The sequence below is a fragment of the Bradyrhizobium sp. ORS 375 genome, assembly GCF_000239775.1.
GTDB lineage: Bacteria > Pseudomonadota > Alphaproteobacteria > Rhizobiales > Xanthobacteraceae > Bradyrhizobium.
The window spans coordinates 1-26,188 of sequence record NZ_CAFI01000186.1 but is presented as its reverse complement, the minus strand read 5'-3'; the positions used below and the strand labels follow the sequence as shown (position 1 = coordinate 26,188).

22 protein-coding genes are annotated in these 26,188 nt (G+C 66.5%); 18 read left to right on the top strand and 4 right to left on the bottom strand.

Annotated elements, in window-relative coordinates; all coding sequences use genetic code 11:
- The first annotated feature begins 7 nt into the window (after nt 1-7).
- Genes BRAO375_RS15945 through BRAO375_RS15925 form a run of 5 tightly spaced genes read left to right on the top strand, consistent with a single transcriptional unit; the run spans nt 8 to nt 6,039 of the window.
- Nucleotides 8-1,117: an ABC transporter ATP-binding protein gene (locus BRAO375_RS15945; RefSeq protein WP_009028493.1), complete on the top strand. Its 1,110-nt coding sequence runs from the start codon at nt 8-10 to the stop codon at nt 1,115-1,117.
- 2 nt (nt 1,118-1,119) lie between these two features.
- Nucleotides 1,120-2,700: an FGGY-family carbohydrate kinase gene (locus tag BRAO375_RS15940; protein ID WP_009028492.1), complete on the top strand. Its 1,581-nt coding sequence runs from the start codon at nt 1,120-1,122 to the stop codon at nt 2,698-2,700.
- The gene (locus tag BRAO375_RS15935; protein ID WP_009028491.1) at nt 2,693-3,733 is read left to right on the top strand and encodes a 2-hydroxyacid dehydrogenase; all 1,041 of its coding nucleotides are present in this window, start codon (nt 2,693-2,695) and stop codon (nt 3,731-3,733) included. The genes BRAO375_RS15940 and BRAO375_RS15935 overlap by 8 nt, the downstream gene beginning before the upstream one ends.
- A gap of 18 nt (nt 3,734-3,751) precedes the next feature.
- On the top strand, nt 3,752-4,534 hold the full coding sequence (locus tag BRAO375_RS15930) for a class II aldolase/adducin family protein (protein ID WP_035640578.1): 783 nt from the start codon (nt 3,752-3,754) through the stop codon (nt 4,532-4,534).
- Nucleotides 4,531-6,039: a glycerol-3-phosphate dehydrogenase gene (locus BRAO375_RS15925; RefSeq protein ID WP_009028489.1), complete on the top strand. Its 1,509-nt coding sequence runs from the start codon at nt 4,531-4,533 to the stop codon at nt 6,037-6,039. The genes BRAO375_RS15930 and BRAO375_RS15925 overlap by 4 nt, the downstream gene beginning before the upstream one ends.
- 36 nt (nt 6,040-6,075) lie before the next feature.
- On the opposite strand, the gene BRAO375_RS15920 is transcribed toward BRAO375_RS15925, so the two are convergent.
- The 4 genes from BRAO375_RS15920 to BRAO375_RS15905 all read right to left on the bottom strand — a co-directional run bounded on the left by BRAO375_RS15920 (nt 6,076) and on the right by BRAO375_RS15905 (nt 10,801).
- Complete coding sequence (locus BRAO375_RS15920) at nt 6,076-7,056, bottom strand: ABC transporter permease (protein ID WP_009028488.1); 981 nt, start codon at nt 7,054-7,056, stop codon at nt 6,076-6,078.
- Nucleotides 7,053-8,033 carry an ABC transporter permease gene (locus BRAO375_RS15915; protein ID WP_009028487.1) on the bottom strand — a complete coding sequence of 327 codons (981 nt, stop codon included), beginning with the start codon at nt 8,031-8,033 and terminating at the stop codon, nt 7,053-7,055. Before BRAO375_RS15915 ends, BRAO375_RS15920 begins: the two co-directional genes overlap by 4 nt.
- A complete protein-coding gene (locus tag BRAO375_RS15910; protein WP_009028486.1) occupies nt 8,030-9,571 on the bottom strand; it encodes a sugar ABC transporter ATP-binding protein in 1,542 nt (513 codons plus the stop codon). Before BRAO375_RS15910 ends, BRAO375_RS15915 begins: the two co-directional genes overlap by 4 nt.
- Nucleotides 9,572-9,661: 90 nt before the next feature.
- On the bottom strand, nt 9,662-10,801 hold the full coding sequence (locus BRAO375_RS15905; RefSeq protein WP_009028485.1) for a sugar ABC transporter substrate-binding protein: 1,140 nt from the start codon (nt 10,799-10,801) through the stop codon (nt 9,662-9,664).
- A 487-nt stretch (nt 10,802-11,288) separates the two neighbouring features.
- Here BRAO375_RS15905 and BRAO375_RS15900 point away from each other — a divergent pair, with 487 nt between their 5' ends.
- From BRAO375_RS15900 to BRAO375_RS15840, 13 genes are all read left to right on the top strand, one after another.
- Nucleotides 11,289-12,539, top strand: coding sequence for an ABC transporter substrate-binding protein (locus tag BRAO375_RS15900; protein WP_009028484.1), 1,251 nt, complete (start codon nt 11,289-11,291; stop codon nt 12,537-12,539).
- A 125-nt stretch (nt 12,540-12,664) separates the two neighbouring features.
- Complete coding sequence (locus tag BRAO375_RS15895; RefSeq protein WP_009028483.1) at nt 12,665-13,486, top strand: AraC family transcriptional regulator; 822 nt, start codon at nt 12,665-12,667, stop codon at nt 13,484-13,486.
- 199 nt (nt 13,487-13,685) lie between these two features.
- Nucleotides 13,686-14,696 carry a branched-chain amino acid ABC transporter permease gene (locus BRAO375_RS15890; protein ID WP_009028482.1) on the top strand — a complete coding sequence of 337 codons (1,011 nt, stop codon included), beginning with the start codon at nt 13,686-13,688 and terminating at the stop codon, nt 14,694-14,696.
- A gap of 1 nt (nt 14,697) precedes the next feature.
- On the top strand, nt 14,698-15,786 hold the full coding sequence (locus tag BRAO375_RS15885; RefSeq protein WP_035640576.1) for a branched-chain amino acid ABC transporter permease: 1,089 nt from the start codon (nt 14,698-14,700) through the stop codon (nt 15,784-15,786).
- The gene (locus BRAO375_RS15880) at nt 15,779-16,561 is read left to right on the top strand and encodes an ABC transporter ATP-binding protein (protein ID WP_009028480.1); all 783 of its coding nucleotides are present in this window, start codon (nt 15,779-15,781) and stop codon (nt 16,559-16,561) included. The genes BRAO375_RS15885 and BRAO375_RS15880 overlap by 8 nt, the downstream gene beginning before the upstream one ends.
- Entirely contained in the window at nt 16,554-18,773 is a 2,220-nt protein-coding gene (locus BRAO375_RS15875) for an ABC transporter permease (protein WP_009028479.1), read from the top strand. Before BRAO375_RS15880 ends, BRAO375_RS15875 begins: the two co-directional genes overlap by 8 nt.
- A 4-nt stretch (nt 18,774-18,777) precedes the next feature.
- On the top strand, nt 18,778-19,623 hold the full coding sequence (locus tag BRAO375_RS15870) for a phosphoenolpyruvate hydrolase family protein (protein WP_009028478.1): 846 nt from the start codon (nt 18,778-18,780) through the stop codon (nt 19,621-19,623).
- Nucleotides 19,624-19,698: 75 nt separating this feature from the next.
- Entirely contained in the window at nt 19,699-22,596 is a 2,898-nt protein-coding gene (locus BRAO375_RS15865) for a flotillin family protein (protein WP_009028477.1), read from the top strand.
- Between the two features lie 6 nt (nt 22,597-22,602).
- Nucleotides 22,603-23,040, top strand: coding sequence for an SRPBCC family protein (locus BRAO375_RS15860; protein WP_006609919.1), 438 nt, complete (start codon nt 22,603-22,605; stop codon nt 23,038-23,040).
- Nucleotides 23,041-23,044: 4 nt separating this feature from the next.
- Nucleotides 23,045-23,488 (top strand): SRPBCC family protein, encoded by a 444-nt coding sequence (locus BRAO375_RS15855; RefSeq protein ID WP_009028476.1) that lies wholly within the window; start codon nt 23,045-23,047, stop codon nt 23,486-23,488.
- Nucleotides 23,489-23,504: 16 nt separating this feature from the next.
- Nucleotides 23,505-24,326: an FAD binding domain-containing protein gene (locus tag BRAO375_RS15850; RefSeq protein WP_009028475.1), complete on the top strand. Its 822-nt coding sequence runs from the start codon at nt 23,505-23,507 to the stop codon at nt 24,324-24,326.
- A 3-nt stretch (nt 24,327-24,329) separates the two neighbouring features.
- Nucleotides 24,330-24,809 carry a (2Fe-2S)-binding protein gene (locus BRAO375_RS15845; protein WP_009028474.1) on the top strand — a complete coding sequence of 160 codons (480 nt, stop codon included), beginning with the start codon at nt 24,330-24,332 and terminating at the stop codon, nt 24,807-24,809.
- 12 nt (nt 24,810-24,821) lie between these two features.
- Nucleotides 24,822-26,188, top strand: a 1,367-nt coding sequence (locus BRAO375_RS15840; protein ID WP_035640572.1) for a xanthine dehydrogenase family protein molybdopterin-binding subunit, incomplete at its 3' end; no start/stop codon positions are given.

Here is a 26,188-nt window from a genome sequence, read left to right as displayed (position 1 = left end):
TTGTCACATGCTTTCGATCCACAACGTCGACAAGATCTATCACAGCCGCGGCAAGCCTGATGTCCATGCCGTGCGCGCGCTCGACATGGAGGTGAAGAAGGGCGAGATCGTCGCGCTGCTCGGCTCGTCCGGCTGTGGCAAGACCTCGACCTTGCGCATGATCGCCGGCTTCGAGAGCGTGACCTCAGGCTCGATCGCCCTGGCGCAACGGGCGATCCACGATCTGCCGCCGGCCAAGCGCAAGGTGGCGATGGCGTTCGAAGGCTATTCGTTGTATCCGCCGCTCACAGTGCGCGAAAATATTGCGTTCGCGCTGAAGGCGCAGCAGCTGTCGCGCGCCGAGATCGCGCGGCGCGTCGATGAGATTGCCCGCCTGGTCGAGATCGAGGACATTCTCGATCATCATCCGCGCGCGCTCTCGGGCGGACAGCAGCAGCGCGTCTCGCTGGCGCGGGCGCTGGTGCGCGACGCTGATCTGTATCTCCTGGACGAGCCGATGGGGCAGCTGGAGCCGCAACTGCGCGCCGTGCTGCGCGGCCGCATCAAGGGCCTGCTGGCGGAGCGCGGCATGACCGCGATCTTCGTCACCCATGACCAGACCGAGGCGAGCGCGCTCGCCGATCGCATCGCGGTCATGGAGGATGGCGTGCTGCAGCAGTTCGCCGGGGAGCGCGAGCTGAAGAATCGTCCGGCCAATCTGTTCGTCGCGAGCTTCATCGGCGAGCCGCCGATGAACCTGCTCGACACGGCGGTGACACCGGAGGAGAGCGGCTTCCGCCTGTCCGCGGGCTCGGACCTTGCCTTCCATATCTCCCTCCAGACGCTGGACGTGATGGCACAACAGACGTTGGCGCAAGCGCAGCAAATCAAGGTCGGCATCCGGCCGCAGCGAATTGCGATCGGCACTGGGGAGTCGCGGCTGCGTGTCGTCTCCAACCAATGGCTCGGCGATCAGTCGCATGTCGCCGGCGAGTGCGCCGGGCATCTCGTGGTCGCGGTGACCCAGGGCAAGGTGGCGGCGCGGCCCGGTGACGTCGTGCCGTGTACGCTGGACGCGCGTCACCTGCACATCTTCGGCGCGGACGGCGTCTGCGTCCGCCATGCGGAGGCGCGCTGAGCATGGCGGCGTCGGCGACCCGCGATGTGATCATCGGCATCGACGCCGGGACGTCGGTGATCAAGGCGGTCGCGTTCGCGCGGGACGGCCGGCAGATCGGCGACTTCGCGATACCCAACAGCTATGCGACCTTGCCCGGCGGCCGCGTCGAGCAGGACATGGCGCGGACCTGGACCGACACCGTGGCCGCCCTGCGCGGCCTCGGTGCCGCACTGCCGGAACTCTCCCGCCGCGTCGCTGCGATCGCCGTGACCGGGCAGGGCGACGGCACCTGGCTGATCGACGCGGACGGCCGTCCCGTCGCGCCGGCCTTGCTGTGGCTCGACTCGCGCGCGGCGCGCTTCGTCGAAGCCTTCCGCGGCGGCGAGCGTAACGCCGCGCACTATCAACGGACCGGATCGGGACTCAACGCCTGTCAACAGGGGCCGCAACTCGCGTGGCTGCAGGCGCATGGCGCGGAGATGCTCGGCCGCGCCAGTACGGTGTTTCACTGCAAAGACTGGCTGTACTTCAAGCTGACCGGCGTGCGCGCCACCGATCCGTCGGAGGCGACCTTCTCTTGCGGCAATTTCCGCAAACGCCGCTTCGACGGCGAAGCGGCTGATCTGATCGGCATCTCCGAGTCGCTGCGTCTGTTCCCCGATGTGATCGACGGTGTCGCCACCACGCATCGCTTGACAGGGATGGCGGCGGCGGAGACGGGGCTGCCCGAGGGCGTTCCGGTCTCGCTCGGCTATGTCGATGTGATCTGCAACGCACTCGGCGGCGGGCTCTACGATCCCAGCCCGGATGTCGGCTGCACAATCATCGGCTCGACAGGCATGCACATGCGGCTGGCGACCTCGGCTGATGACGTCAAGCTCAATGCCGAGGCGACCGGCTACACGATGCCGTTCCCGGTGGCCGGCCACTACGCGCAGATGCAATCCACGATGGCTGCGACCCTGAACATCGACTGGCTGCTCGATGTCGCGCGCGGCGTGCTCGCGATGGAAGGCATCGCGCGGTCGCGCAACGACCTGATCCGGCGGCTGGATGAGCGCGTGCTCGCAGCGAAGGCTGGCGAGTTGCTCTATCATCCCTTCATCTCCGATGCGGGAGAGCGTGGCCCGTTCGTATCCCACGAGGCGTCGGCGCAGCTGATCGGGCTGCGCACACGGCACGGCTATTGGGATCTGATGCGCGCGGTGATGGAAGGGCTCGCCTTCGCCGCCCGTGACTGCTACGCGGCGATGGGACCGCTGCCGACGGAAATCCGGCTGACCGGCGGCGCGGCCCGCAGCCGCGCGCTCGGTGCGATCCTGGGAGCCGCCGTTGGCAGCAGCATCCGGGTCTGCCGGCGCGAGGAAGCCGGCGCCTCGGGTGCCGCGATGATTGCAGCTGTCGCGACCGGGCTCTATTCGAACATGATGAGTTGCGCGGAGGAGTGGGTGAGACCGTATTTGGATGAGCCGCAGGCGCCGGATGCGGCGCTGGCGGAACGCTATGCGCAGCTGTTTCCGGCCTATGTCGATGCCCGTCTCGCCGCGCGCCCGGTGTGGAAGCGGCTCGCGGCCCAGCGCGCAGGTGCCAATCATGTCTAGCTCCATCGCCATCATCGGCGACCGCTTCATGCTGCCCTCGGTGTTCGCCGAACGCATCACCGCGATCTGCGGCGATGCCATCGACATCCGCATGCTCGAGCAGCCCTGGCCGGACGAGCCGATGGAGCATGGCTATGCCGGCTCCAAGCTCGACGGACTCAAGGAGTTCATGGGCGATCCCGATGAGCTGGCGGAGTTCATCGGCGAGGCGCCGCTGCTGGTAACGCATCTGGCGCCGATCTCGCGCGCGATGCTGCAGCGGCTGCCGCGCCTGAAATTCATCGCGGTGTCGCGCGGCGGCCCGGTCAACGTCGACATGCAGGCGGCGCGCGATCACGGCGTGCTCGTGGTCAACACGCCAGGGCGCAACGCCAGCGCGGTCGCGGAATTCACCATCGGCGCGATGCTCGCGGAGACCCGGCTGATCCGCAGCGGCCACGAGTCGATGCGAGGTGGCGAGTGGCGCGGCGATCTGTATCGTGCAGATCGGACGGGGCGCGAGCTCGGCGAGATGACCGTCGGCATCGTCGGCTATGGCGCGATCGGCACCCGCGTGGTGAAGCTGCTGAAGGCGTTCGGCTGCAAGATCCTGGTCACCGACCCCTATGTCCAGCTCAGCGCCCAGGACCGCAATGACGGCGTCGAGCACGTCGCGCTGGCCGAGCTCTTGTCGCGCGCGGACGTCATCAGCCTGCATGCGCGCGTGACCCCGGAGACCACCGGCTTCATCGATCGCGAGGCGCTGGAAAAGATCAAGCCGGGTGCGATCCTGATCAATACGGCGCGCGGCCCGCTGGTCGACTACAAGGCGCTCTATGAGGTGCTCAGCTCGCAACGGCTGGCCGGCGCGATGCTCGACACCTTCGCGGTCGAGCCGGTGCCGCCGGACTGGCCGCTGCTGCAGCTTCCGAACGTCACGCTGACGCCGCACATCGCCGGCGCCTCGGTGCGCACCGTCACCTTTGCCGCCGACCAGGCGGCCGAAGAGGTTCGCCGCTATCTCGCCGGCGAGCCGCCGCTCAATCCCTGCTGACGACGAAAGGCTTTCGACATGAACCGCGAGGAACGACAACTCCGCGAGAACATCATCTCCAAGTGCCGATGGATGAACGCGTCGGGCCTGAATCAAGGCACATCGGGCAACATCTCCGCCCGCTACAAGGACCGCATGCTGATCACGCCGTCGGCAACGCCCTACGATTCGATGAAGCCGGAGATGATCGCGTCGATGCCACTTGACGGCGACTACGGCTCCTGGGAGGGCCCGTTGAAGCCGTCCACGGAGTGGCGGTTTCATCTCGACATCATGCGCGGGCGTCCAGACGTCGGCGGGGTCGTGCACACGCATTCGACCTACGCCACCGTGCTTGCGATTGCGCGCAAGCCGATCCCGGCCTGCCACTACATGATGGCGGCGTTCGGCGGCACCGACATCCGCTGTGCCGGATATGCGCGCTTCGGCACGGCGGAGCTGTCCGAGCTGGCGCTCGAGGCGCTGGAGGGACGCAATGGCTGCCTGCTCGCCAATCACGGCATGATCGCCGTCGGCGCCAATCTCGACAAGGCGATGTGGCTCGCGGTGGAGCTCGAGACCATCGCCAAGCAATATTATCTGTCGCTCGCGCTGGGACAGCCGCACATCCTCGGCGATGCCGAGATCGCCGAGACGGCGCAGGGCTTCTCGACCTACGGGCTGCAGGACCCGAAGAAGGAGAAGGCCAAGGCTGCGAAGCCCGCCAAGAAGGCGGCGAAGATGCCTGGCAAGGCAACCGCAAGAACGCGTGCGGCTGCGGCCGGCCGCAAGCCCGAGACGAAGCGCAGCGCGACGCGATGAACGCACCGGTCTCACGCAGCGGATCCGATGACGGCTTGTTGGACCTCGCCGTGATCGGCGGCGGCATCAATGGCGCTGGTATCGCCCGTGATGCCGCCGGCCGCGGCCTGACCGTGCTGCTGTGTGAGAAGGATGACTTTGCCCAAGGCACGTCGTCGCGATCGGGCAAGCTGATCCATGGCGGCCTGCGCTATCTCGAGTACTATGAGTTTCGCCTGGTGCGGGAGGCGTTGATCGAGCGCGAGGTGCTGCTGGCCTCGGCGCCGCACATCATCTGGCCGATGCGCTTCGTGCTGCCGCATTCGCCCGAGCAGCGGCCGGCCTGGCTGGTGCGCACCGGGCTGTTTCTCTACGACCATCTCGGCGGCCGCAAGCAGCTGCCAGCGAGCCGCAACGTCGATCTTGCGCACGAGCCGGAGGGGGCTCCGCTGCGGCCCGAGTTCCGGCGTGGCTTTGAATATTCGGACTGCTGGGTCGATGATGCCCGGCTCGTGATCCTCAACCTCGTCGATGCCGCGCGCAAGGGCGCCGTCATCCTGCCGCGCACCCGCGCCGTGAGCGCCCGTCGCGAAGGCGATCGCTGGCGGCTGGAGATGCGCGCCGAGAGCGGCGAGCTGCGCAGTGTTCGCGCCAAGGCGCTGGTGAACGCCGCGGGTCCCTGGGTCCAGGACGTCGTGCAGGGCGTCGCCGGCCTCAACTCGGCGCACAATGTGCGGCTCGTCAAAGGCAGCCATCTCGTGGTGCCGAAATTCTGGAGCGGCTCGCAGGCCTATCTGCTGCAGAACACCGATCGCCGCGTCATCTTCGTCAACCCCTATGAGACGGATCTGGCGCTGATCGGCACCACCGACATCGTGCATGACGGCCGTGCCGAGGACGTCGCGATCGATGGCGGCGAGATCGACTATCTGCTGGCGGTGCTCGATCGCTATTTTCGCGCGGCGCCGGGCAAGGCGGATATCATCCACGCCTTTTCCGGCGTGCGCCCGCTCTACGACGACAACGCCGACAATCCCTCCGCCGTGACGCGGGACTACGTGTTCGAGGTCCACGGCACGGCCGAGCAGCCGCCGCTGCTCTCGATTTTCGGGGGCAAGATCACGACCTTTCGAAAGCTGGCTGAACACGCGATGGAACGGCTCGCGCCGTGGTTTCCGCACCTCGGGCCGGCCTGGACGTCGGGCGCCTGCTTGCCTGGCGGCGATCTCGGCGCGTCGTTCGATCAGTTCCTCGACGATCTCGCGGTCGAGTACCAGGATCTGCCGCGCGAGGTCGTGGCGCATTACGCGCGACTCTACGGCAGCTGTGCGCGCGACCTGCTCGGGCCCGCGCGAAAGCGCGACGATCTCGGCCGCCATTTCGGCGGGAGCTTCTACGAGCGCGAGCTTGCTTACTTGCGCGAGCACGAATGGGCCGTGACGGCGGCCGATGTGCTCGATCGGCGAACCAAGCACGGCCTGCATCTGAGCCGCGCCGAGCGCGAGGCTTTCGAGGCGCTGCTCTGAGTTTCAGCGGAAGCTCCGCGGAGCGTCGTCTTCCGGTCACGCCTTCTGGCGGCCGTAGATCAGCAGCATCAGGATGATGACCGCGCCATAGATCAGCTGGCGGCCGGCCTCGCTGATCTGCATCACCGACAGGATCGATTGCAGCAGCGTGATCAGGATGACCCCGGCGACCGTGCCGAGATAGCTGCCGCGGCCGCCGAGAATGTGGGTGCCGCCGAGCACGACGGCGGCGATCGAGGGCAGCAGATAGGCATCGCCCATCGACTGCGCCGCCTTCGAGGCATAGCCCGCGAGCAGCACGCCGCCGAAGGCGGAGAGGGCGCCCGACAGCGCGAAGGCCAGCATCGTGACGCGCCGCGTGTCGATGCCGGAGAGATAGGCGGCGCGCTCGCGATTGCCGATGGCGTAGATGGCGCGGCCGAAGGTGGTGCGCGACAGCAGCCAGATCGCCGCGCCGCCGATGATCGCCCAGGCCAGCACGGCATTGGGAAGGCCGGGCACGGCATGGCCGGTGGCGAGATAGCGCATCGCCTTGGAGGCGGAGTCCTGCGGTGAGAAGCCGCCGGTGTAGGCGACCATCAGCCCCTGCGCGACGGCGTTGGTGGCCAGCGTGATGATCATCGAAGGAATGCGCAAATAGGCGACGCCGATGCCGTTCAGCAGGCCGATGGCGGCGCCACAGAGAATGCCGAAGGGGATCGCGAGGATGGCGCCGGTGGTGCCGTGCGCGGCGGCGGCGCAGGCCATCATTGCGCCCGATGTGACCACCCAGGGCACGGAGAGATCGATCTGGCCGAGCAGGATGACCAGCATCATGCCGGTGGCGATCACGCCGAGAAAGCTTGCGACCTTCAGCTGCTGCAGCAGATAGTCCGGCGACAGGAAGCTGCGCGAATACAGGCTGCCGACCAGCAGCAGCAGCACGATGCAGCCGAACGACGCCGCGACCGCCGGATCGATCCGGCGCAGCAGAGCTGCTCTGCCAGGGGGCGACTGGGGGGCTGTTGCCTCGCTCATCCGAACCACTCCAGGCGGTTGCGCACGCGCACCAGGCCGAATGCGCCGATCGAAACCGCCAACATCAACACGATCCCCTGGAACAGCGGCTGCCACAGCGGATCGAAGTCGAACACGAACAGGAGATCGCCGATGGTGCGGAACGCCAGCGCGCCGAAGATCGCGCCGATCGCGCTGCCGCGCCCGCCCATCAGCGATACGCCGCCGAGCACGACAGCCGCAATCGAGAACAGCGTGTAGGCATTGCCGCTCGCATAGGCGGCCTCGCCGGTGTAGGAGAAGAAGGTGAGGAACAGGCCGCCGATCGCCGACAGCAGGCCGGCGAGCGTGTAGGCCGCGAACTTGGCGGCGCGGATCGGCGCGCCCGACATATAGGCTGCGACCTCGGACGATCCGGTGGCGAAGGCGGCGCGCCCGATCACCGAGCGGCTGTAGGGCACCCAGATCAGCAGGGCCGCGGCAGCCAGCGCCACCAGGCTGGTCGGCACGACGCCGAACAGGCGTCCCGTCAGCGCATCGGCCAGCGTCTCGTTGACGGAGCCGCCGGGATTGGGCCTGAGCATCAGCGCGACGCCGTAATACATCGCGCCGGTGGCGATGGTCGTCACGATCGGCTGCAGGCGGCCGAAGATCACGATCGCGCCGTTGATCATGCCGCACAGCACTCCGGTGCCGAGCACGCCGATGACGCCGAGCGCGGTCTCGGTGGCGGTGCCGACGACGATCCAGGAGGCGAGGCAGTTGGTCAGTGTCAGGATCATGCCGACCGAAAGGTCGATGCCGGCGGTGATCACCACGATCGCCTGCGCCATCGCGACAAAGGCGAGCAGGGTCGCCTTGTTGGACGCGGTCTGCACCATGTTGGCGCTGAAGCCGGCCGGATGGTTGGTCGCATAGATCAGGAACATCGCGACGAAGATGCCGATCGCGAGCAGGGTGCCGCGCTGCTCGGCAAGCCAGTACCGCCACTCGGTCATGGTGCGCTCGCCTTCGCCGGTTCGCCGTCGTCGACGTTGAGGGCGCTGCTGACCAGCGCGCGCTCGGTGATCTCGGCGCCCGTAAGCTCGCGCCTCACCGCGCCATCATACATCACCAGCACGCGGTCGCAGCAGCCGATCAGCTCGTCATAGTCGGTGGAGTAGAGCAGGATCGCGGCGCCCTCGTCGGCGAGCCGGCGCAGCAGCCGGTAGATCTCCTGCTTGGTGCCGACGTCGATGCCGCGCGTCGGGTCGTTGAGCAGGATGATGCGCGGCCTGTTCATCAGCCATTTCGCGATCACGACCTTCTGCTGGTTGCCGCCGGACAGCGCGCTGACGGGCAGGTCGGGGGAGGCGGTCTTGATCTCGATCAGCCGGATCATCTCGTCGATCAGCGCCGACTGCCGCTGCCGGTCGATGAGTCCGAGTCGAGAAAAGCGGTCGAAGGCGGCCGCGGAGAGATTGTCGCGTACCGACATCGGCAGCATCAGCCCCTCGGTCTTGCGGTCCTCCGGAATCAGCGCAAGCCCGATGCGGTCGGATTTGGCGGTGACGGGGCTGTCGATCGCGACCTTGTCGCCATCGATGAGAATGTCGCCGCTGGTGTCGCGCAGCACGCCGAACAGTGCCAGCAGCAGCTCGCGCTGGCCCTGGCCGTCGAGGCCGCCGAGACCGATGATCTCGCCGGCATGCAGCGAGAAGGAGATGTCCCTGAGCCGGTCGCCCCAGCCGAGGGCCTTGCACTGCAAGGCCGGCGGCCGGCCGTCGGGCTTGCGCACCGGCTTGTCTGGAAATGCGTGCTTGTATTCGCGGCCGATCATCAACTCGATCACCTCGGCGTCCGTCTTGGTGCCTGCGGCGAAGGTCGAGATCCTCCGGCCGTTGCGGAACACGCTGCAGTCGTCGGCGAGCTCCGCGATCTCATGCATGCGATGGGAAATGTAGAGCAGCGCGAGGCCTTCGCTGCGCAGGCGCTTCAGCACCTCGAACACCTTGGTGACGTCGGCGGCCGTCAGCGCCGATGTCGCCTCGTCGAGGATCAGGATCTTCGGCTGCCGCGCCAGCGCCTTGGCGATCTCGACCATCTGCCGGCGTGACAGCGGCAGGTCCCGCACCAGCGCCCGCGGATGGATGTCGCCGGCGCCGGCGCGGCGCAGCGCCTCCTCCGCGATTCGGCGCTGGGTGCGCCGATCGATCATGCCGAGCCGCGTCGGCGGATGACTGATCAGGATGTTGTCGGCGACCGACAGATCGGGAATCAGCGACAGCTCCTGGAAGATGCAGACGATCCCGGCATCGTTCGCAGCCGCGGGGCCCGCGAAGGCGACCTCGCGTCCCTCCAGCGTCATGCGGCCCTCATCCGGCGCGACCACGCCGACCATCAGTTTGATCAGCGTCGACTTGCCGGCCCCGTTCTCGCCGAGGATGGCATGGATGCGGCCGGGGTGAACTTCGAGGTCCGCCCGGTCGAGCGCGATCACGCCGCCATAGCGCTTCGACAATCCTGCTGCGCGAAACAGCGGCTCGGCCGCGATCATGATGCTTGCTTCCTCGGCGCCTCAGCGACAGTCGTAGCCGATCCGCCGCGCCATCCGTCCGATGGCGCAGCGGGAGTCGAGCAGGGTAGCCTACTGGTTTTCCTTGGACTGGCCCATGATCTCCTGCGCCGTGAAGTTGATGCCGCAGGTCGGGAAGGAGTTGCCGACGAAGAAATTGTCGGACTGCGACGGGAAGTAGTCCTCGTCCTTCTTGAAGTTGGGATCCTCGACCACGGCGAGCGGCAGCTTGACCGACTGCGGCACCACCTTGCCCTCCAGTGCGGCGAGCGCGACCTTGATCGCGACGGCGACCTGCGCAGGGCCGGTGCCGGCCGAGGAACACTTCAGGCCTTCCGACGCCTTGGCGGCGCAGAACTTGCGGAAGCCGTTCTCGGTCTCGCCGCCGAACGGCACCATCTTGTGCTTGGCGTCGAGCATCGCCTGCACGATGCCGGTGTCGCCGCCCTGGCCGGAGATCGCATCGAACGGACCGTTGGTCGCGATCGCATCGGCCGTGGCCTTCTGGGCAACGCCGTCGTCCCATTTGCCGACGACCTCGGTGACCTGCCATTTCTTGCCCGAGCCGTTCAGCACGGAGTGGAAGCCGTTGTGCCGGTCGGTGTCGACCGAGGTGCCGGCGACGCCGCGCACCTCCAGCACCTTGCCGCCACCCGGCACGTTCTTGACCAGCCAGCGCGCCCAGAGCTCGCCGAGGCCCTTCTGGTCGACGTTGACGTTGATCGCATCTTCCGTCGCGAGAATGTTGTCGAACGCGACGAGGATGACGCCGGCCTGCTTGGCGCGCTTGATCACCGGGCCGAACGCCGTCGGGTTCTGCGCATTGACGACGATGGCGTCATAGCCGGAGTCGATGAAGTTGTTGATCGCCGAGATCTGCGCCGGCACGTCCTCGCCGGTCGAGACCACCTTGAACTCCTTCAGCTTGGCCTTGACCTCGGGCTGCGCCGCATAGGCCTTCGCGGTCTGGATCATCTGGATGCGCCAGGTGTTGGCAATGTAGCCATTGGCGAGCGCGATGCGGTAGGGACCCTTCTTGGCGGGATATTTGAAGAACTTGGTGTCGCCGGTCCACGGCACCATGCATTCGGGCTCGGCCGCCGGACCCTTGACCATCTCCGGTTCTGCAAGCGCCTTGCTGGCAAACGCCGAAACCAGCACCAGCGATGCGCAGGTAGCAAGGCATCGCGCCTTTATCGACTTGGAAGACATTGGTGACCTCCCCATTGTTGCTGCGCCAATGATCGACGCATGTGCGAGACGCCTCGCTTGTTCGCGGAGGTTCTTCGAGCATCGCTCGTCATCTCGACGATCGCAGCGATACCGGCCGATGACAGCGCTGTCAATTACTGCCGCCGGGGCTTTGACGTGACCGCGGAATCGAAGCGCAGTGCACAAAAGATCCTATAATATAATGTATATGCAGCGCTGAACCGCGCCCGTATCACGCGCAGCGTGAATGTCAGCGCTATCACCGACGCGCCGCAATTTTTGCGTCGCATCAAGGAAAATGAGACTGCTCGTCAAGGTCGACGCTCGGCATCCCATCCGAGCCCGCGCGCCGTCAGCTAGCCTCTGCAAGTGATGGGGGCTCACCGCTGCTTGCCAGAACTTGGTGAGGCCTGCTGCCAACACGGTCAGCAACGACTGGCCGGCACATTCGTGTGCTCCAGCAATGGGCAACAAGGGAGGGAGTTCGATGCACATGCGACGCGTAGGGTTCGCCGTGGTCACGGCGCTGTTGCTGTCCAGTACGGCGTACGCTCAGGAGAAGATCAAGGTCGGCGTCACCGCGACGCTCGAGGGGACCTATACGGTCCTTGGCGAGGACGGCATGCGCGGCCATGTCACCGCGCTGAACGTGCTCGGCAAGAAGATCGGCGACAAGGAGCTGGAGTTCGTGGTGGCCTCGACCGATGCCACGCCCGACTCGGCGGTGCGCGCGGTGCGCAAGCTGATCGAGCAGGACAAGGTGCAGATCCTGCTGTCGCCGTTGTCCGGCGACGAGGGCATCGCGGTCAAGAATTTCGCCAAGACGCATCCAGAGCTGACATTCGTCAACGCCGCCTCCGGCGCGCAGGAGACGACCTATGTCGACCCGGCGCCGAACTTCTTCCGCTTCAACATGGATGGCGCGCAGTGGCAGGTCGGCCTCGGCAAATACGCCTATGAGACCAAGGGCTATCGCAAGATCGCGACCGTCGGCGAGGACTACTCCTTCATCTATACCCAGGTGTTCGGACTGGCATTGGAGTTTTGCGGCCTCGGCGGCAAGATCTCCAGCCGGCAATGGGTTCCGCTCGGCACCAAGGATTTTGCCTCGGTGATCGCGGCGCTGCCGGACGACGTCGATGCGATCTATCTCGGCCTCGGTGGCGCCGACGCCGTCAATTTCCTCAACCAGTATCAGCAGGCCGGCGGCAAGGCCCATCTGATGGGCGGCTCGATCATGATCGACCAGACCATCCTGTCGTCGAAGGGCAATGCCAAGAACGCCCTGATCGGAACGATTGCGGCGTCCGGCCAGGCCGATACCTGGGAGGATCCGCGCTGGCAGAAGTTCGTCAAGGCTTATCAGGACTCGTTCCCGCCGGAGAAGCGCTTCCCCAGCCCGTCGCTGCTCGCCACGAACTATTATGGCTCGACCATGGCGCTGATCCTGGCGCTGCGCGAGGTCAATGGCGATCTGTCGGACAACCAGTCGAAGCTGAAGGCGGCGCTGGCCAAGATCGAGATCGATGCGCCCAACGGCAAGATCAAGCTCGACTCCAATCGCCAGGCGATCGGTACCAACTTCGTCACCGAGGTCGTCGATGACGGCAAGGGCGCGCTGTTCAGCAAGGTCGTGAAGGTGATCCCCGACGTCAACCAGACGCTGGGCTACGATGCGGCCACCTTCGCCAAGATCGGCCTGCCGAGCCGGACGGTGCCTGAATGTAAGAAGTACTGACCAATTTTGGTCCGCAACTCACGCGGCCGGAAGCTTGCTCCGGCCGCGTCGTCGCGTCTCTTGCTTTTGGCGGGGCGATGATCGACGCTCATGCATAATCAAGAAGTCATATCGGTGGGGAAGTGATGAGTAGGGCGCTTGCCGTCTTTCATGCCCGCTTCGGTCGGGCGACGGTCTATCAGCTCAATCGGCCGTTCAATGTGCATGCCCATCGCGAAGGGCACCTGATCTTTCACGTTGGCGGAACTCCGGCGCATATCGACGTCTGCGACCAGCGCCACGTCATTGGCGAGGACTCCATCGTCGTGGTCAATCCATGGGAACCCCATAATTTCGTGCCGAACGACATCGACAATGGCGCGATCTTCTTCGTGCTCTACGTCAATTCGGAATGGTTCGCGCCGCCGGCTGCGCGTGAGGGCCTGCGGTTCGGGCGGACCTGCTTCCGCCGGACGCCGGCGCTCGACCGTTGCATTCGCCGCACCGCAGCGTTGGTCTGTGGCGCGCCATCGCTCGGCTGCCTCGATGGCGAGCTGCGCCACCTGATCGACAGCTGCTATGAGGAGAGCTGGCGAGTGTCCGAGCTGATGCCCGAGCGGTCCAGCATCGAGGTCACGGATTTCCGCGTTCGCAAATGCATCAAGCTGATGTCGGACAGTCCCTGCGCCGAGATCGAGCTCGACCATATCGCGAGGGAATCGGGACTGTCGCGGCCGCATTTCTATCGCTTGTTTCGCAGCCAGACCGGCGTGACGCCGAACCTCTATCTGAACACGCTGCTGATGGAGCGGGCGCTGGATGCGCTGGTCGCGACAGAGACGCCGATCGCCGACATCAGCTTCGATCTCGGCTTCTCGTCGCAAAGCGGTTTCACCCGCTTCTTTGCCGGCAATGTCGGCATGGCCCCGACCGATTATCGCCGCGCTGCGAAGGTGCTGCGCGCCTGACCTGTTGCTGCGCATCGCGCGAAAAGAGACTGTCGATCAAACCCGCGTCCTCGTCTGCAGCTACACTCCTGGCAACGTGATCCGGCACAGGATCCGACGAGGGAGGACGAGCGATGGCCGGCAGACCCGGCGATCTCCGGCCCGGTGCGCCCGGCCGCTGTGATGATGAAGCTGTCCGCCCGGTGGTGAGGGAGGACTGATGACCGGCTTCGTCGAGCGCCATCCGATCTGGTCTCTGATCATTCTTCTGATCATGGCGTTCCTTGCCTGGTTGATCTTTGCTGTCTGGCCGCCGGGCCTGGAGGAAGCGATCGGCCGCAAGAAGGTGTTTCTGAGCGCCGTCTTCAACGGTATCACGCTCGGCGGACTCTACTTCCTCGTTGCCAGTGGCTTCACCCTGATCTTCGGCCTGATGCGCAACGTCAACCTCGCGCACGGCTCGCTCTATCTGTTCGGCGGCTATGTCGGCTACGGGATTTCGGCTGCGACCGGCTCCTGGATTCTCGCCTTCATTGCCGCTTTCATCGTCGTTGCCATCATCGGCGTGCTGCTGCAGCTCTTGGTGTTCCGCCGCATGGAGGGGCAGGATCTGCGGCAGACGATGGTGACGATCGGATTATCGATCGTGTTCGCCGATCTGATGCTGTGGGCGTTCGGCGGCGACTTCTATCAGATCCAGACTCCGGCGTGGCTGATCGGGCCGGTCCAGCTGCCGCTGATGACCGCGATGAAGTCGTCCGGCGAGGCGGTGTTCCTGCAATATCCGCTGGTGCGCCTGGTGATCTTCTGTGGCTCGGTCGTGATCGGGATTTTGATGTGGCTCGCTTTGAACCGCACCCGGGTTGGCATGATCGTCCGTGCGGGCGTCGACGACCGTGAGATCCTGGCGGCCACCGGCGTGCAGATCCAGCTCGTCTTCGTCCTGGTGTTCGCGTTCGGCGCGGGACTGGCCGGGATCGCCGGCGTGGTCGGCGGGACGTTCCAGTCGATCTCGCCCGGCGAGGATACGCGCTTCCTGCTTGCGTCGCTGGTCGTTGTCATCGTCGGCGGCATGGGGTCGATTCCGGGAGCCGCGCTCGGCGCTATCATCATCGGTCTGGCCGAGCAGCTCGGGTCGGTCTACATCCCGACCTACGCGATCGTCGTGACGTTCCTGATCATGGTTCTGGTGCTGGCGCTGCGGCCCCAGGGCCTGCTGGCGAGGCGGTGAGATGTCGCTGATCCAGGAGGCACGCACGAGAGAGAGCATGCTGGCGCGGGGCGCGACGGCACCGCCGGCCACATGGTCGGTGACCGAGCAGCCCTGGGGCTGGGCCTTGGCGGCGCTGCTGCTGATCATGCCTCTCATCGCCAACGGCTTCTTCCTGATCGAGATTTTTGGGACGACCCTGATCCTCGGCACCATCGCGCTGAGCCTGATGTTCCTCGCCGGCTATGGCGGCATGGTCAGCCTGATGCAGCTCACCATCGCCGGCTTTGCCGGCTACATGGTCGCGGTGTTCGGGGTCAGCGGCAACGCCAATATCAGCCTGGGCTGGCCGTGGTGGCTGGCGACGCCGATGGCGCTGGTGCTGGCGGTGCTGTTCGGCACGCTCGGGGGGGCCCTCGCGGTGCGCACCGAGGGCATCTACACCATCATGATCACGCTCGCGATCGGCGCAGCGTTCTACTATTTCACCAACCAGAACTGGGCGATCTTCAACGGCCACACCGGTATCAACACGATCGCGACGCCACACTTCCTCGGCATCAACTGGCGCACGGATATTGCGTTCTACTATCTGATCCTGGTGGTCGCGGCGCTGTGTTATTTTGCCGTGCTCTATCTGTCGCGCGCGCCGTTCGGCCTGGCGCTGCAGGGCGTTCGCGACAATCCCAGGCGCATGGCGGCGCTCGGCTTCAACGTCAATGCGCATCGCATTGCGGCCTACGCCTTCGCGGCTCTCATCGCCGGCCTTGGCGGCGTGCTCCAGGTCTGGAACTACCGGCAGATCTCGCCCGGCTCGGTGGCAGTCGAGCGCTGCATCGACATCCTCATCGTCGCCGTCGTCGGTGGCATCACCCGTCCGGTGGGCCCCTACATCGGAGCCTTCATCTTCGTGATCCTGCGGACTTTCGCGCTGGACTTCCTGGTCAAGGTCGGGCTCGACGGCAACAGATTTCGCCTGCTGATCGGGCTCGGCTTTCTCGCCATCGTGTTCTGGTCATCGGATGGCGTCATCGGCCTCTATGAGCGCTGGCGCCGGCGTGGTCAGCAGAAGGACGCGCCGCCGCGTTCGGGAGGCCACGGGCATGGATAGGGTGGCGGACCGTCTCTCGGCATTGGGCTCGACCGCCGCGCTCGAGCTGCGCGGCGTCACCCGGATGTTCGGCGCGCTGGCCGCGCTGACCGACATTACGATCACGGTGCGACCGGGCGAGCGCCGCGCCGTGCTTGGCTCGAACGGCGCCGGCAAGACGACATTGTTCAACTGCGTGACCGGCGATTTCCTGCCGACCTCGGGCACGATCCGATTCTTCGGCGAGGACGTCACCGCGTTTCCGCCCTATGAGCGGATCAGGCGCGGGCTGCGGCGGACGTACCAGATCTCGGCGCTGTTCCTCGGCCTCACCGTTCGCGACAACGTCTATCTGGCGTGCCGCGGGGTTTCGCGGGCGCGCTTCTCGATGCTGCGTCCAAGTGTCAATGACGCGCTGATGCAGGCGGCGGAGCGGCTGATCGAAGCGGTGCATCTGACGTCGGTGCGCGATCAACTCGTGTCCGAGCTCGCTCATGGCCAGCAGCGCCAGCTCGAGATCGCGCTCGCGCTCGCCGGCGCGCCGCGCTTCATCCTGTTCGACGAGCCGGCCGCGGGCCTGTCGCCGACCGAGCGCCGCGAGCTGGTCGAGATCCTGACCGCGCTGCCGCCGCATATCGGCTACATCATCATCGAGCACGACATGGACGTCGCGCTGCGTGTCGTCGAGAGCGTGACGATGATGCACAACGGCCGCATCTTCAAGGAGGGTGCGCCGCACGAGATCGAATCCGACCCCGAGGTGCAGGAGCTTTATCTCGGAGGCGGCCATGAATGAGGTCCGCCGCTCCGTGCCTGCGCTCGAGGTTCGCGGCCTCGACGTCTACTACGGCCATTCCCATGCGCTGCAAGGCGTCGATCTCCGGCTCGACGGCGGCGTGTTCTCGCTGGTGGGCCGCAACGGCATGGGCAAGACCACGCTGTGCAAGGCCATCATGGGCCTGCTGCGGCCATCCGGTGGCACGGTGCGGCTGCGTGGTGAGGACATCACCGGCCTCAACCCGGCGCGTATCGCAAGGCTCGGCGTCGGCTATGTGCCGCAGGGCCGGCGTCTGTGGCGCTCGCTGAGCGTCGATGAGCATCTGCGGCTGGCGGCCGGAATGCGCAGGGGCGCCTGGACCGTCGATCGGGTCTACGAGACATTTCCGCGGCTCGCCGAGCGTCGCAACAATGGCGGCGGCCAATTGTCGGGCGGCGAGCAGCAGATGCTCGCGATCTCGCGTGCGCTCCTGACCAATCCGCAGCTCCTGATCATGGACGAGCCGACCGAGGGCCTTGCGCCCGTCATCGTCGCCCAAGTCGAGGAGATGCTGATCCGGCTGGGCCAGGACGGCGACATCGCCGTGCTCGTGATCGAGCAGAACATCGGCGTGGCCACGGCGATCTCGCCGCGCGTGGCCATCATGGTCAACGGCCGCATCAACCGCATCATCGACTCCGCGCGGCTTGCCGCCGATCGCGAGCTGCAGCAGCGTCTGCTCGGCGTCGGCCAGCATGCCGGCGACGAGACCGATCTCGGCACCGAGCAGGTGAGAGAGGAGCCGGTCGCCCGTGCCGCGACGCCAGTGGCGCCCAAGGCTGCACCGGTCAAGGTCTACGTCTCCAATCCCGTGCTGCCGACGCGCTGGTCGCAGCCGGTGTCGATCGCCCAGATCGAAGCCAAGGCGCGGACGATCTCGACCAGCGTCACCAGGCTCGACGAGGCGGTGCGGTCGAGCCGGGAGCTGAAAGGGCCGATCACATCCGGGCCGCCGGCAGTGATCGTGGTCGGCACGCTCGACACCAAGGGTGACGAGCTGCGCTTTATCCGCGACATCGTTGCCGGTCACGGGCTGCGCACGCGGCTTGTCGATGTCTCGACCAGCGGCAAGCAGGCGAGCTGCGACGTGTCGGCCCAGGAGATCGCGCTCAATCATCCGCGCGGCGGCTCCGTCGTATTCGGCCCCGATCGCGGCGCATCGGTCACGGCAATGGCCGAGGCGTTCGCGCGCTGGCTGCGGCGGCAGGACAACGTCGCCGGCATCATCTCGGCCGGAGGCTCGGGGGGAACGTCGCTGGTTGCGCCCGGCATGCGTGAGCTGGCCGTGGGCGTGCCGAAGCTGATCATCTCCTCGATCGCATCGGGCGATGTCGGCGCCTATGTCGGGCCGGCCGACATCGCGATGATGTACTCGGTGACCGACGTTCAGGGTCTCAATTCGATCTCGCGGATGGTGCTGAGCAATGGCGCGCATGCGCTGGCTGGAATGGTGACGGCGCGGCAACACCAACCGGCATCGGTCGATCGCACCAAATTGCAGCGCGCCGCGATCGGCATCACGATGTTCGGCGTCACGACCCCGGCGGTGCAGAAGATCACGACTGAGCTGCGCGACGATTTCGAGTGCCTCGTGTTTCACGCCACCGGCGTCGGTGGCCGGTCGATGGAGAAGCTGGTCGACTCCGGCATGCTCGCCGGCGTCGTCGATCTCACCACCACAGAGGTGTGCGACCTCCTGATGGGCGGCGTCTTCCCGGCCACCGAGGATCGCTTCGGCGCCATCATCCGTGGCCGCGTGCCCTATGTCGGCTCGGTCGGTGCATTGGACATGGTGAATTTCGGCGCGCCCGACACCATCCCGGAGCGCTATCGCGGCCGCAAATTCCACGTCCACAATCCGCAGGTCACGTTGATGCGGACGACGCCCGCGGAGAATGCGCAGATGGGGCGCTGGATCGGTGAGCGGCTCAATCGCATGGATGGACCTGTTCGGTTCTTCCTGCCGGAGAAGGGCGTCTCCGCGCTCGATGCGCAGGGACAGCCGTTCTTCGACCGCGAGGCGGATGAGGCGCTGTTCCGCAGTCTCGAGCAAACCGTGCGGCAAACCTCGAACCGGCGCCTGATCCGACTCCCGCATCACATCAACGACAATGAGTTCGCAGCAGCCATCGTCGGTGCGATCAGGCCGATGCTCGGGCGGTTGCCGGCGCGGCGCAGACAGGCGAGGTGACGTGATGGCAAGACATGAGCGCGTGCCGTTGCTGAAAAAGTTTCGCGACATGGTGCGCCGGGGCGTTCCGATCATCGGCGGCGGCGCCGGCACCGGTCTCTCGGCGAAATGCGAGGAGGCCGGCGGCATCGACCTGATCGTGATCTACAACTCCGGACGCTACCGCATGGCCGGCCGCGGCTCGCTTGCCGGACTGATGGCCTATGGCGACGCCAACGCGATCGTCATGGAGATGGCCGCCGAGGTGTTGCCGGTCGTGAGGAGCACGCCGGTGCTGGCCGGCGTCAACGGCACCGATCCGTTCCGCGACATGGACGTGTTTCTTGACCAGCTCAAGGCGCTCGGCTTCTCCGGCGTCCAGAATTTTCCGACCGTCGGCCTGATCGACGGCACCTTCCGCGCCAACCTCGAGGAGACCGGCATCTCCTACGCGCTGGAGATCGACATGATCGGCCGCGCCCATGACAAGGACCTGCTGACGACGCCCTACGTCTTCAATGAGGCGCAGGCCACGGGCATGGCGATCGCCGGCGCCGACATCATCGTCTGCCATCTCGGCCTCACCACCGGCGGCTCGATCGGCGCGCAGACCGCGCCGAAGCTGGAGGACTGTCCCGGCCTGATCGACAGCTGGGCGTCGGCTGCGCTCAGCGTCAATCCCGAGATCCTGGTGCTGGCGCATGGCGGGCCGATTGCCGAGCCGGCCGATGCCGACTTCATCATGAAGCACACCAAGAACTGCCACGGCTTCTACGGCGCCTCCTCGATGGAACGGCTGCCGGTGGAACGGGCGCTGACCGAGCAGGTGCGACATTTCAAGGCGATCAGCTCGCGGCCGCGCCGCGTCTGAGACGACAACACGAGATCCGGCAGCAATGGCGCCTGGCGCCGCGCGCGTCGGACAGGAGACTGAAGGAGGAATGGGATGTCCGGGGCATTGATTGGTGAGCTGATCCTGTGGCTGATCGTTGCGATCATCGTCATCGTGGTCGCCGTCTACATCGTCAACTGGCTGTACCACCGCTCCTCGAAGGAGGTGTCCTTCGTCCGCACCGGCTTCATGGGGGAGCGCGTCGTGATCAATGGCGGCGCCTTCGTGCTGCCGTTCATCCACGACTACACACCTGTCAACATGAACGTGCTGCCGATGGGCATCACGCGTTCCAGGCAGGATGCCGTCATCACCCGCGACCGGATGCGCGTCGACATCGAGGCGGATTTCTATGTCCGCGTGCAGCCGACCCGCGAAGCGGTATCGATCGCCGCAGCCACGCTCGGCCGTCGTACGCTTGAGCCCGAGCAGTTGCACGCGCTGCTGTCCGGCAAGTTCGTCTCCGCTGTCCGCTCGGTCGCCGCCGAGATGACGATGGAGCAGATGCACGAGCAGCGCGGCGACTATGTCGCGCGCGTCAAGGCCGCGGCCGCCGAGGCGCTGGCGCAGAACGGCCTCGAATTGGAGTCGGTCGCGATCACCGATCTCGACCAGACCGATCTGGAGTTCTTCAATCCCTCGAACCGGTTCGACGCCGAGGGCCTGACCCGGCTGATGGAAGACATCGAGAGCAAGCGCAAGCTGCGCAACGACATCGAGCAGGACTCGATGATCAAGATCCGCACGCGCAATCTCGAAGCCGAGCGCGAGGCGCTGGAGATCGAGCGCGAGAGCGAGACGGCGCGGCTGGAGCAGGAGCGCGACATCGAGATGCGCCGCGCGCTGCAGCGGACCGAGGTGGCGCGCGAGCGGGCGCTGCGCGAGACCGAGGCCGAGCAGGCGCAGATCTCGGCGCGCGAGGCGATCGAGAAGGCGCGCATCGCCAACGAGCTGACGATTGCGGAGGCGCGGATCGCGGCTGAGCGCGACACAAGGCAGCGCGAGATCGAGCGTACCCGTGCGGTCGAGGAACGCGAGCTCTTGGCGCGCGAGGACATCGAGAAGGCTCGCATCGCCAATCAGCGGGCCATCGATGCCGCCCGCATCGAGTCCGAGCGCGAGGTGCGTCAGCGCGAGATCGAGCGGACCCGGACCGTCGAGGAGGCGGAGATCGCCGCGCGTGAGGCAGTGGAGAAGGCGCGCATTCAACAGGACCGCGTCGTCTCCGACGCCCGCATTGCCAATGACGAGGAGACGCGGCGGCGCGAGATCGAGCGCACCCGTGCGATCGAGCAGGCGGAGATCGCCGCACGCGAGGCGACCGAGAAGGCGCGCATCGCGCAGACCACGATCGTCAACCTGGAGCGCATCAGCTCCGACGAGCGCACCCGCGCCACCGAGATCGCGCAGGTGCGCGCGATCCAGGAGGCGGAGATCGAGGCGCAGAAGGCGGTCGAGGCGGCCAGGATCGCGCGCGAGCAGGCGCTGTCGGCGGAGCGTATCGCCGCCGAGCACGCCACGCGCAAGCTGGAGATCGAGCGCAACCAGGGCATCGAGATCGCCGGCATCGCCGCGCGCGAGGCGACGGAAGCCAGCCGCATCGCGCAGGAGGAGCGGGTGCGCGCCTTGGAGATCGCGCGGGTCAGGACCATCGAGGAGGCCGACATCGCCTCGCGGGAGGCGATCGAAGCCGCGCGGATTGCGCAGGAGCAGACGGTCGCTGCCAAGCGCATCCTGTCGGAGAAGGAAACCCGCAGCCTGGAGATCGCGCGGACGGAGGCTGTCGAGGCCGCCGATCTCAAGCGGCGCGAGGCGGTCGAGCGGCGGCGCATCGAGGTCGAGCTGGCGCTGGAGGCCGAGCGCATCGCCTCGTCGCGGACGCGCGAGGTGCTCAACATCGACCAGAAGAAGGCGATCGAGCTCGCGGACGAAACCCGTGTGATCGAGCTCGCCGCCAAGCGCGCCGAGCGCATCGATGCCGACCGTCAGGTCAAGGAAGCCGAGATTGTCGCGCGCAAGCAGGTCGAGACCGCCGATGTGACGCGCGAGCAGGCGCTGGAAGCCGTCAGGCTGGAGCGCCGCCGGGCCATCGAGCAGCTCGAGGTCGCGCGGGTGCAGTCGCTGCAGGAGGCCGAGATCGCGGCCCGCGAGGAGGTCGAGCGCGCGCGCATTGCCTCCGATCGCGGCCTCGACGAGGCCCGCATCGGCCGTGAGCGCGAGCTGCGCAAGCTCGAGGTCAACCGCGAGAAGGACGTCGAGACCGCGCTGATGGAGAAGGCGATCGCGCTGTATCAGAAGTCGCTGGAGGAGTCCGCAGCGAAGGTGACGGCGGAGGAAGCACGCACGCGGGCCACCGAGGCCGCGGAAAAGGTCATAACCGCACGCGAGAGCGAGATCGCCCGCCGCCGCAAGACCGTCGAGGTGCTGCTAGCGGAGAAGCAGGCGGAGGAGACCCGGATCGCCGCAGAGGCTGAGCGCGTTCGCGCAGCCGTCGAGGCCGAGGCGCAGCGGCTGCTCAACGAGGCCGAGAACGTCCTGACCGACCAGGCGCGCTACTCGTTGTTCCGCCGCAAGCTGCTTGACCGCATCGAGGGCATCGTGCGCGAGAGCGTCAAGCCGATGGAGAAGATCGAGGGCATCCGCATTCTCCAGGTCGACGGCCTCAACGGAAACGGCGGCAACGGCAATGGCGGCCGCAGCGCGACCGACGAGGTGATCGACTCCGCGCTGCGCTATCGCGTGCAGGCGCCGCTGATCGATTCCATCCTGTCCGACATCGGCGTCGAGGGCGGCAGCCTTGCCAGGATGCCCGGCCTGATCCGCGAAGCGAGGGACATGCAGGGCATTCGCAAGGATACGGCGGCCGCGCGCAAGGACACCGGCGGAGGTGGAGGCAGTGATGCCGGCCCGTCCGAGCCGCCGGCTGATCGCAGCCCGCGCAAGAAGGGCTGATGCGTCATGGCAAGGGTTTACGTGTCCACTGTCGTCAACGCCCGGAACGACCGGGTGTGGGCGCGCGTCCGCGACTTCAACGGTCTGCCGAACTGGCATCCGGCGATCGCCGAAAGCCGGATCGAAGGCGGCGAGCCCGCCGACAAGATCGGCTGCGTCAGGGACTTCCGGCTGCGCAACGGCGATCGCATCCGCGAGAAGCTGCTCGGCCTGTCCGACTACGACATGTTCTGCACCTACTCGATCCTGGAATCGCCGATGGGCGTGTCGAACTACGTGGCGACTCTCCGGCTGACACCGGTCACCGATGGCGACAAGACATTTCTGGAATGGACCGCCGAGTTCGACTGCGCGCCGGAGCGCGAGGCTGATCTCGTCGGCTCGATCGGGGGCGGGGTGTTCCAGGGCGGCTTCGATGCGCTCAAGCGTGCGTTCGGGGGCTAGCGCCGTGCCGCACGTCGTCAAGAGCACCATCATCGATGCCCCGACCGACCGGGTGTGGGAGGTGCTGCGCGACTTCAACGGCCATGATCGCTGGCATCCGGCGGTCGCGACCTCGGCGATCGAGCGTTCGCAATCGTCCGACAAGATCGGCTGCGTCAGGCGCTTCCGCCTCAAGGACGGCTCCGAGCTGCGCGAGCAGCTGCTGGCGCTGTCCGATCTCGAACAGAGCTTCAGCTACTGCCTGCTCGATACGCCAGTGCAGCTGTTCAACTATGTCGCCCATGTCCGGCTGCTGCCGGTCACCGACGGCGACCGCACGTTCTGGCACTGGGAAAGCCGCTTCACGACACGGCCGGAACAGGCCGAGGCGCTGACGCGCATGGTCGCGGAGGACATCTATCAGGCCGGCTTCGAGGCGATCCGATCGCATCTGAAGCAGGCCGCATGAATGACGAGGTGACGCGATGCCGGTGACGGTGAAAACATTCCAGGCGCTGAGCGAGGCGGCCTCCGCGCTGTCCTCGGACCGCACTGCGCGCTATCTCGGCGGTGGCACGCTGGTGATGCGCGATCTCAACGAAGGCGACGTCTCGATTGCGACCGTGGTCCGCGCGACCGATCGGGCCCTGAACAGCATTGATGCCGCCGGCGCCCGCGTTCGGATCGGCGCTGGTGTGACATTCGCGCGCGTGCTGGCCGAGCGTGACCTCGCTTTTCTGCATCCGGCGGCGCGTTCGATCGGCGGGCCGGCGGTGCGCAACATGGGCACGGTCGGCGGCAACCTGTTTGCGCCGGCGCCGTTCGGCGATTTCACCGTGGCGCTGCTGGCGCTCGACGGCATGGTCTCGCTGCAGGGCGGTTTCGGCCTGCGCGACTTGCCGCTCGAGGAATTCCTGCAATCGCGCGACCGTCAGGCTGGTGCCTTGGTTGTCGCGGTGTCTTGCGCACGTCCTGCGTCGGCGGATGCGTTCCGGTATCGCAAGATCGCCCGCATCAAGCCTAAGGGCGGATCGGTGATCACGCTCGCAGCGCATCTTCCGCAGAGCGGCGGCCGCGTCACCGGCGCGCGCATCGCGCTGGGCTCGATGGCCCCGACCGCGATCCGCGCCAAGGCGGCCGAGCGTGCGCTCGAAGGCCGGCCGCTCGATGCCAGCGCGATCAGCGCCGCGGCGGCGGCGGCGGGAGAGGGAACGGCGCCCGCGGACAATTCGCTGGCGAGCGCGTGGTATCGCCGCGAAGTGGCCGGCGTGCATCTGCGACGGTTGTTGTCGGGACAGGAGAGCTAGGCCATGGCGAAGACCCCGCTGCAGTTCCGCCACAACGGCCGCGACGTCGCGCTGTTCGTCGACGGCGGCACCAATCTCCTCGTCGTGCTGCGCGAATTGCTCGGCGACGTCACGCCGAAATTCGGCTGCGGGCAGGGCGGCTGCGGCGCCTGCACGGTGCTGATCGATGGCGAAGCGCATCTCTCCTGCCTGACGCTCGCTGACACCGTCGAAGGTCGCGCGGTTGAAACGCTCGATGGCATCAAGACCGGCCCGAGCCTGCATCCGCTGCAACGCGCGTTCGCGGAAGGCTTCGCCGCGCAATGCGGCTATTGCACGCCGGGCATGCTGATGGCGGCCAAGGCGCTGCTCGACCGCAATCCGCAGCCGAGCCGCGAGCAGGTGGTCGAAGCGATCTCCGGCAATATCTGCCGCTGCACCGGCTACGAGCCGATCATCAATGCGGTGCTGGCGGCGGCCGGGTCGCCGCGCGCGAGCGCGTAAGGGAACATCGTCATGCTGGAATTGCGCAAGGACATCTTCGCCGACGAGCGCGACGACAATCTCAACGAGGTCGGCAAGGGCACCCAGCGCCAGGACATGCTGGGCCACGTCACGGGCACCTCGACCTATTTCAACGATCACAAGCTGCAGGGCATGCTGCATCTGCGGGTCGTCAGGTCGACACAGCCGCATGCCCGGCTGCGCCGCATCGACACCAGCGAGGCCGAGCGCAGCGAAGGCGTCCGGCGGGTCATCCGCGGCGCCGATGTGCCGCGCAATCTGAACACACTGCTCAGCCTGATCAATTTCGGCAAGGACGACGAGCCGACGCTGGCTGTCGACAAGGTGCGCTATCGCGGCGAGCCGATTGTCGCGGTCGTCGCCGAGACCCCGCGCGCCGCGGCCGAGGCGGCGGCCAAGGTGCGGGTGGACTACGAGACCTTGCCGGCCGTGTTCGACGTCGAGGAGGCGCTGAAGCCGGGCGCGCCCACCGTCAACGAGACCTATCCGAAGAACACCTTTACCTATCACGAGCGCTACGACCATCAGAAGCTGCGCTTCGGCGACGTCGAGCGCGGCTTCGCCGGCGCCGATCACGTGCTGGAGCAGCGCTACCAGATGTCGCCGATCGAGCACGCGCCCGTGGAGACCAACGGCTCGATTGCCGCGCCCGACACCAACGGCCGCTATGTCGTCTACACCTCGACCCAGGCGCTGTTCTTCTCGCTCGACACCTGCGCCAAGATCCTCGATTTGCCGTCGAACACCTTCCACTTCATCGGCGGCACCGTGGGCGGCGGCTTCGGCGGCAAGGTCGACACCTTGACCGAGCCGCTCGCGATCCTCGCGGCGATGCTGACGGGCCGGCCGGTGCGCTACGTGTTCGGACGTGAGGAAGAGATGCAGTTCGGGCCGCCGCGCGGTGCCGAGCGCATCTACATCAAGGACGGCGTGATGCGCGACGGCCGCATCGTCGCCCGCCAGATCCGCGGCTATTTCGACTCCGGGGCGTACACGCGGCTGTCGAGCTATGCGGTGGTGAAATGCGCCGCGCATCTCCCTGGGCCCTATACGATCCCGAACGTCTCTGGCGACATCTACTGCGTCTTCACCAACCGCACGCCGGCGACGGCGATGCGCGGCTTCGGCATCACCGGCATGGATTTCGCGCTCGAATGCCAGATGGACAAGCTTGCGCATCTCATCGGCATGGACCCGATGGAGTTCCGCATCCTGAATGCGTATCGCGACGGCGACATGAAGGCGCATCGGCGAGAGGCCAAGAACACCGCGTTGATCGAATGCGTGCAGGTGGCGGCCGAGAAGGCCAAGTGGCCGATCCGAGAGGAGTTCCGCCGGATGTCGTCGCGCAAGGATGG

Bases quoted from the DNA above. Each gene is read 5' to 3' on its own strand.
- BRAO375_RS15925 (WP_009028489.1), top strand. From the start codon at position 4,531: ATGAACGCACCGGTCTCACGCAGCGGATCCGATGACGGCTTGTTGGAC.
- BRAO375_RS15870 (WP_009028478.1), top strand. From the start codon at position 18,778: ATGGCAAGACATGAGCGCGTGCCGTTGCTGAAAAAGTTTCGCGACATG.
- BRAO375_RS15920 (WP_009028488.1), bottom strand. From the start codon at position 7,056: ATGAGCGAGGCAACAGCCCCCCAGTCGCCCCCTGGCAGAGCAGCTCTG.
- BRAO375_RS15910 (WP_009028486.1), bottom strand. From the start codon at position 9,571: ATGATCGCGGCCGAGCCGCTGTTTCGCGCAGCAGGATTGTCGAAGCGC.
- BRAO375_RS15915 (WP_009028487.1), bottom strand. From the start codon at position 8,033: ATGACCGAGTGGCGGTACTGGCTTGCCGAGCAGCGCGGCACCCTGCTC.
- BRAO375_RS15930 (WP_035640578.1), top strand. From the start codon at position 3,752: ATGAACCGCGAGGAACGACAACTCCGCGAGAACATCATCTCCAAGTGC.
- BRAO375_RS15845 (WP_009028474.1), top strand. From the start codon at position 24,330: ATGGCGAAGACCCCGCTGCAGTTCCGCCACAACGGCCGCGACGTCGCG.
- BRAO375_RS15905 (WP_009028485.1), bottom strand. From the start codon at position 10,801: ATGTCTTCCAAGTCGATAAAGGCGCGATGCCTTGCTACCTGCGCATCG.
- BRAO375_RS15945 (WP_009028493.1), top strand. From the start codon at position 8: ATGCTTTCGATCCACAACGTCGACAAGATCTATCACAGCCGCGGCAAG.
- BRAO375_RS15875 (WP_009028479.1), top strand. From the start codon at position 16,554: ATGAATGAGGTCCGCCGCTCCGTGCCTGCGCTCGAGGTTCGCGGCCTC.
- BRAO375_RS15865 (WP_009028477.1), top strand. From the start codon at position 19,699: ATGTCCGGGGCATTGATTGGTGAGCTGATCCTGTGGCTGATCGTTGCG.
- BRAO375_RS15885 (WP_035640576.1), top strand. From the start codon at position 14,698: ATGTCGCTGATCCAGGAGGCACGCACGAGAGAGAGCATGCTGGCGCGG.
- BRAO375_RS15890 (WP_009028482.1), top strand. From the start codon at position 13,686: ATGACCGGCTTCGTCGAGCGCCATCCGATCTGGTCTCTGATCATTCTT.
- BRAO375_RS15860 (WP_006609919.1), top strand. From the start codon at position 22,603: ATGGCAAGGGTTTACGTGTCCACTGTCGTCAACGCCCGGAACGACCGG.
- BRAO375_RS15935 (WP_009028491.1), top strand. From the start codon at position 2,693: ATGTCTAGCTCCATCGCCATCATCGGCGACCGCTTCATGCTGCCCTCG.
- BRAO375_RS15940 (WP_009028492.1), top strand. From the start codon at position 1,120: ATGGCGGCGTCGGCGACCCGCGATGTGATCATCGGCATCGACGCCGGG.
- BRAO375_RS15880 (WP_009028480.1), top strand. From the start codon at position 15,779: ATGGATAGGGTGGCGGACCGTCTCTCGGCATTGGGCTCGACCGCCGCG.
- BRAO375_RS15900 (WP_009028484.1), top strand. From the start codon at position 11,289: ATGCACATGCGACGCGTAGGGTTCGCCGTGGTCACGGCGCTGTTGCTG.
- BRAO375_RS15850 (WP_009028475.1), top strand. From the start codon at position 23,505: ATGCCGGTGACGGTGAAAACATTCCAGGCGCTGAGCGAGGCGGCCTCC.
- BRAO375_RS15895 (WP_009028483.1), top strand. From the start codon at position 12,665: ATGAGTAGGGCGCTTGCCGTCTTTCATGCCCGCTTCGGTCGGGCGACG.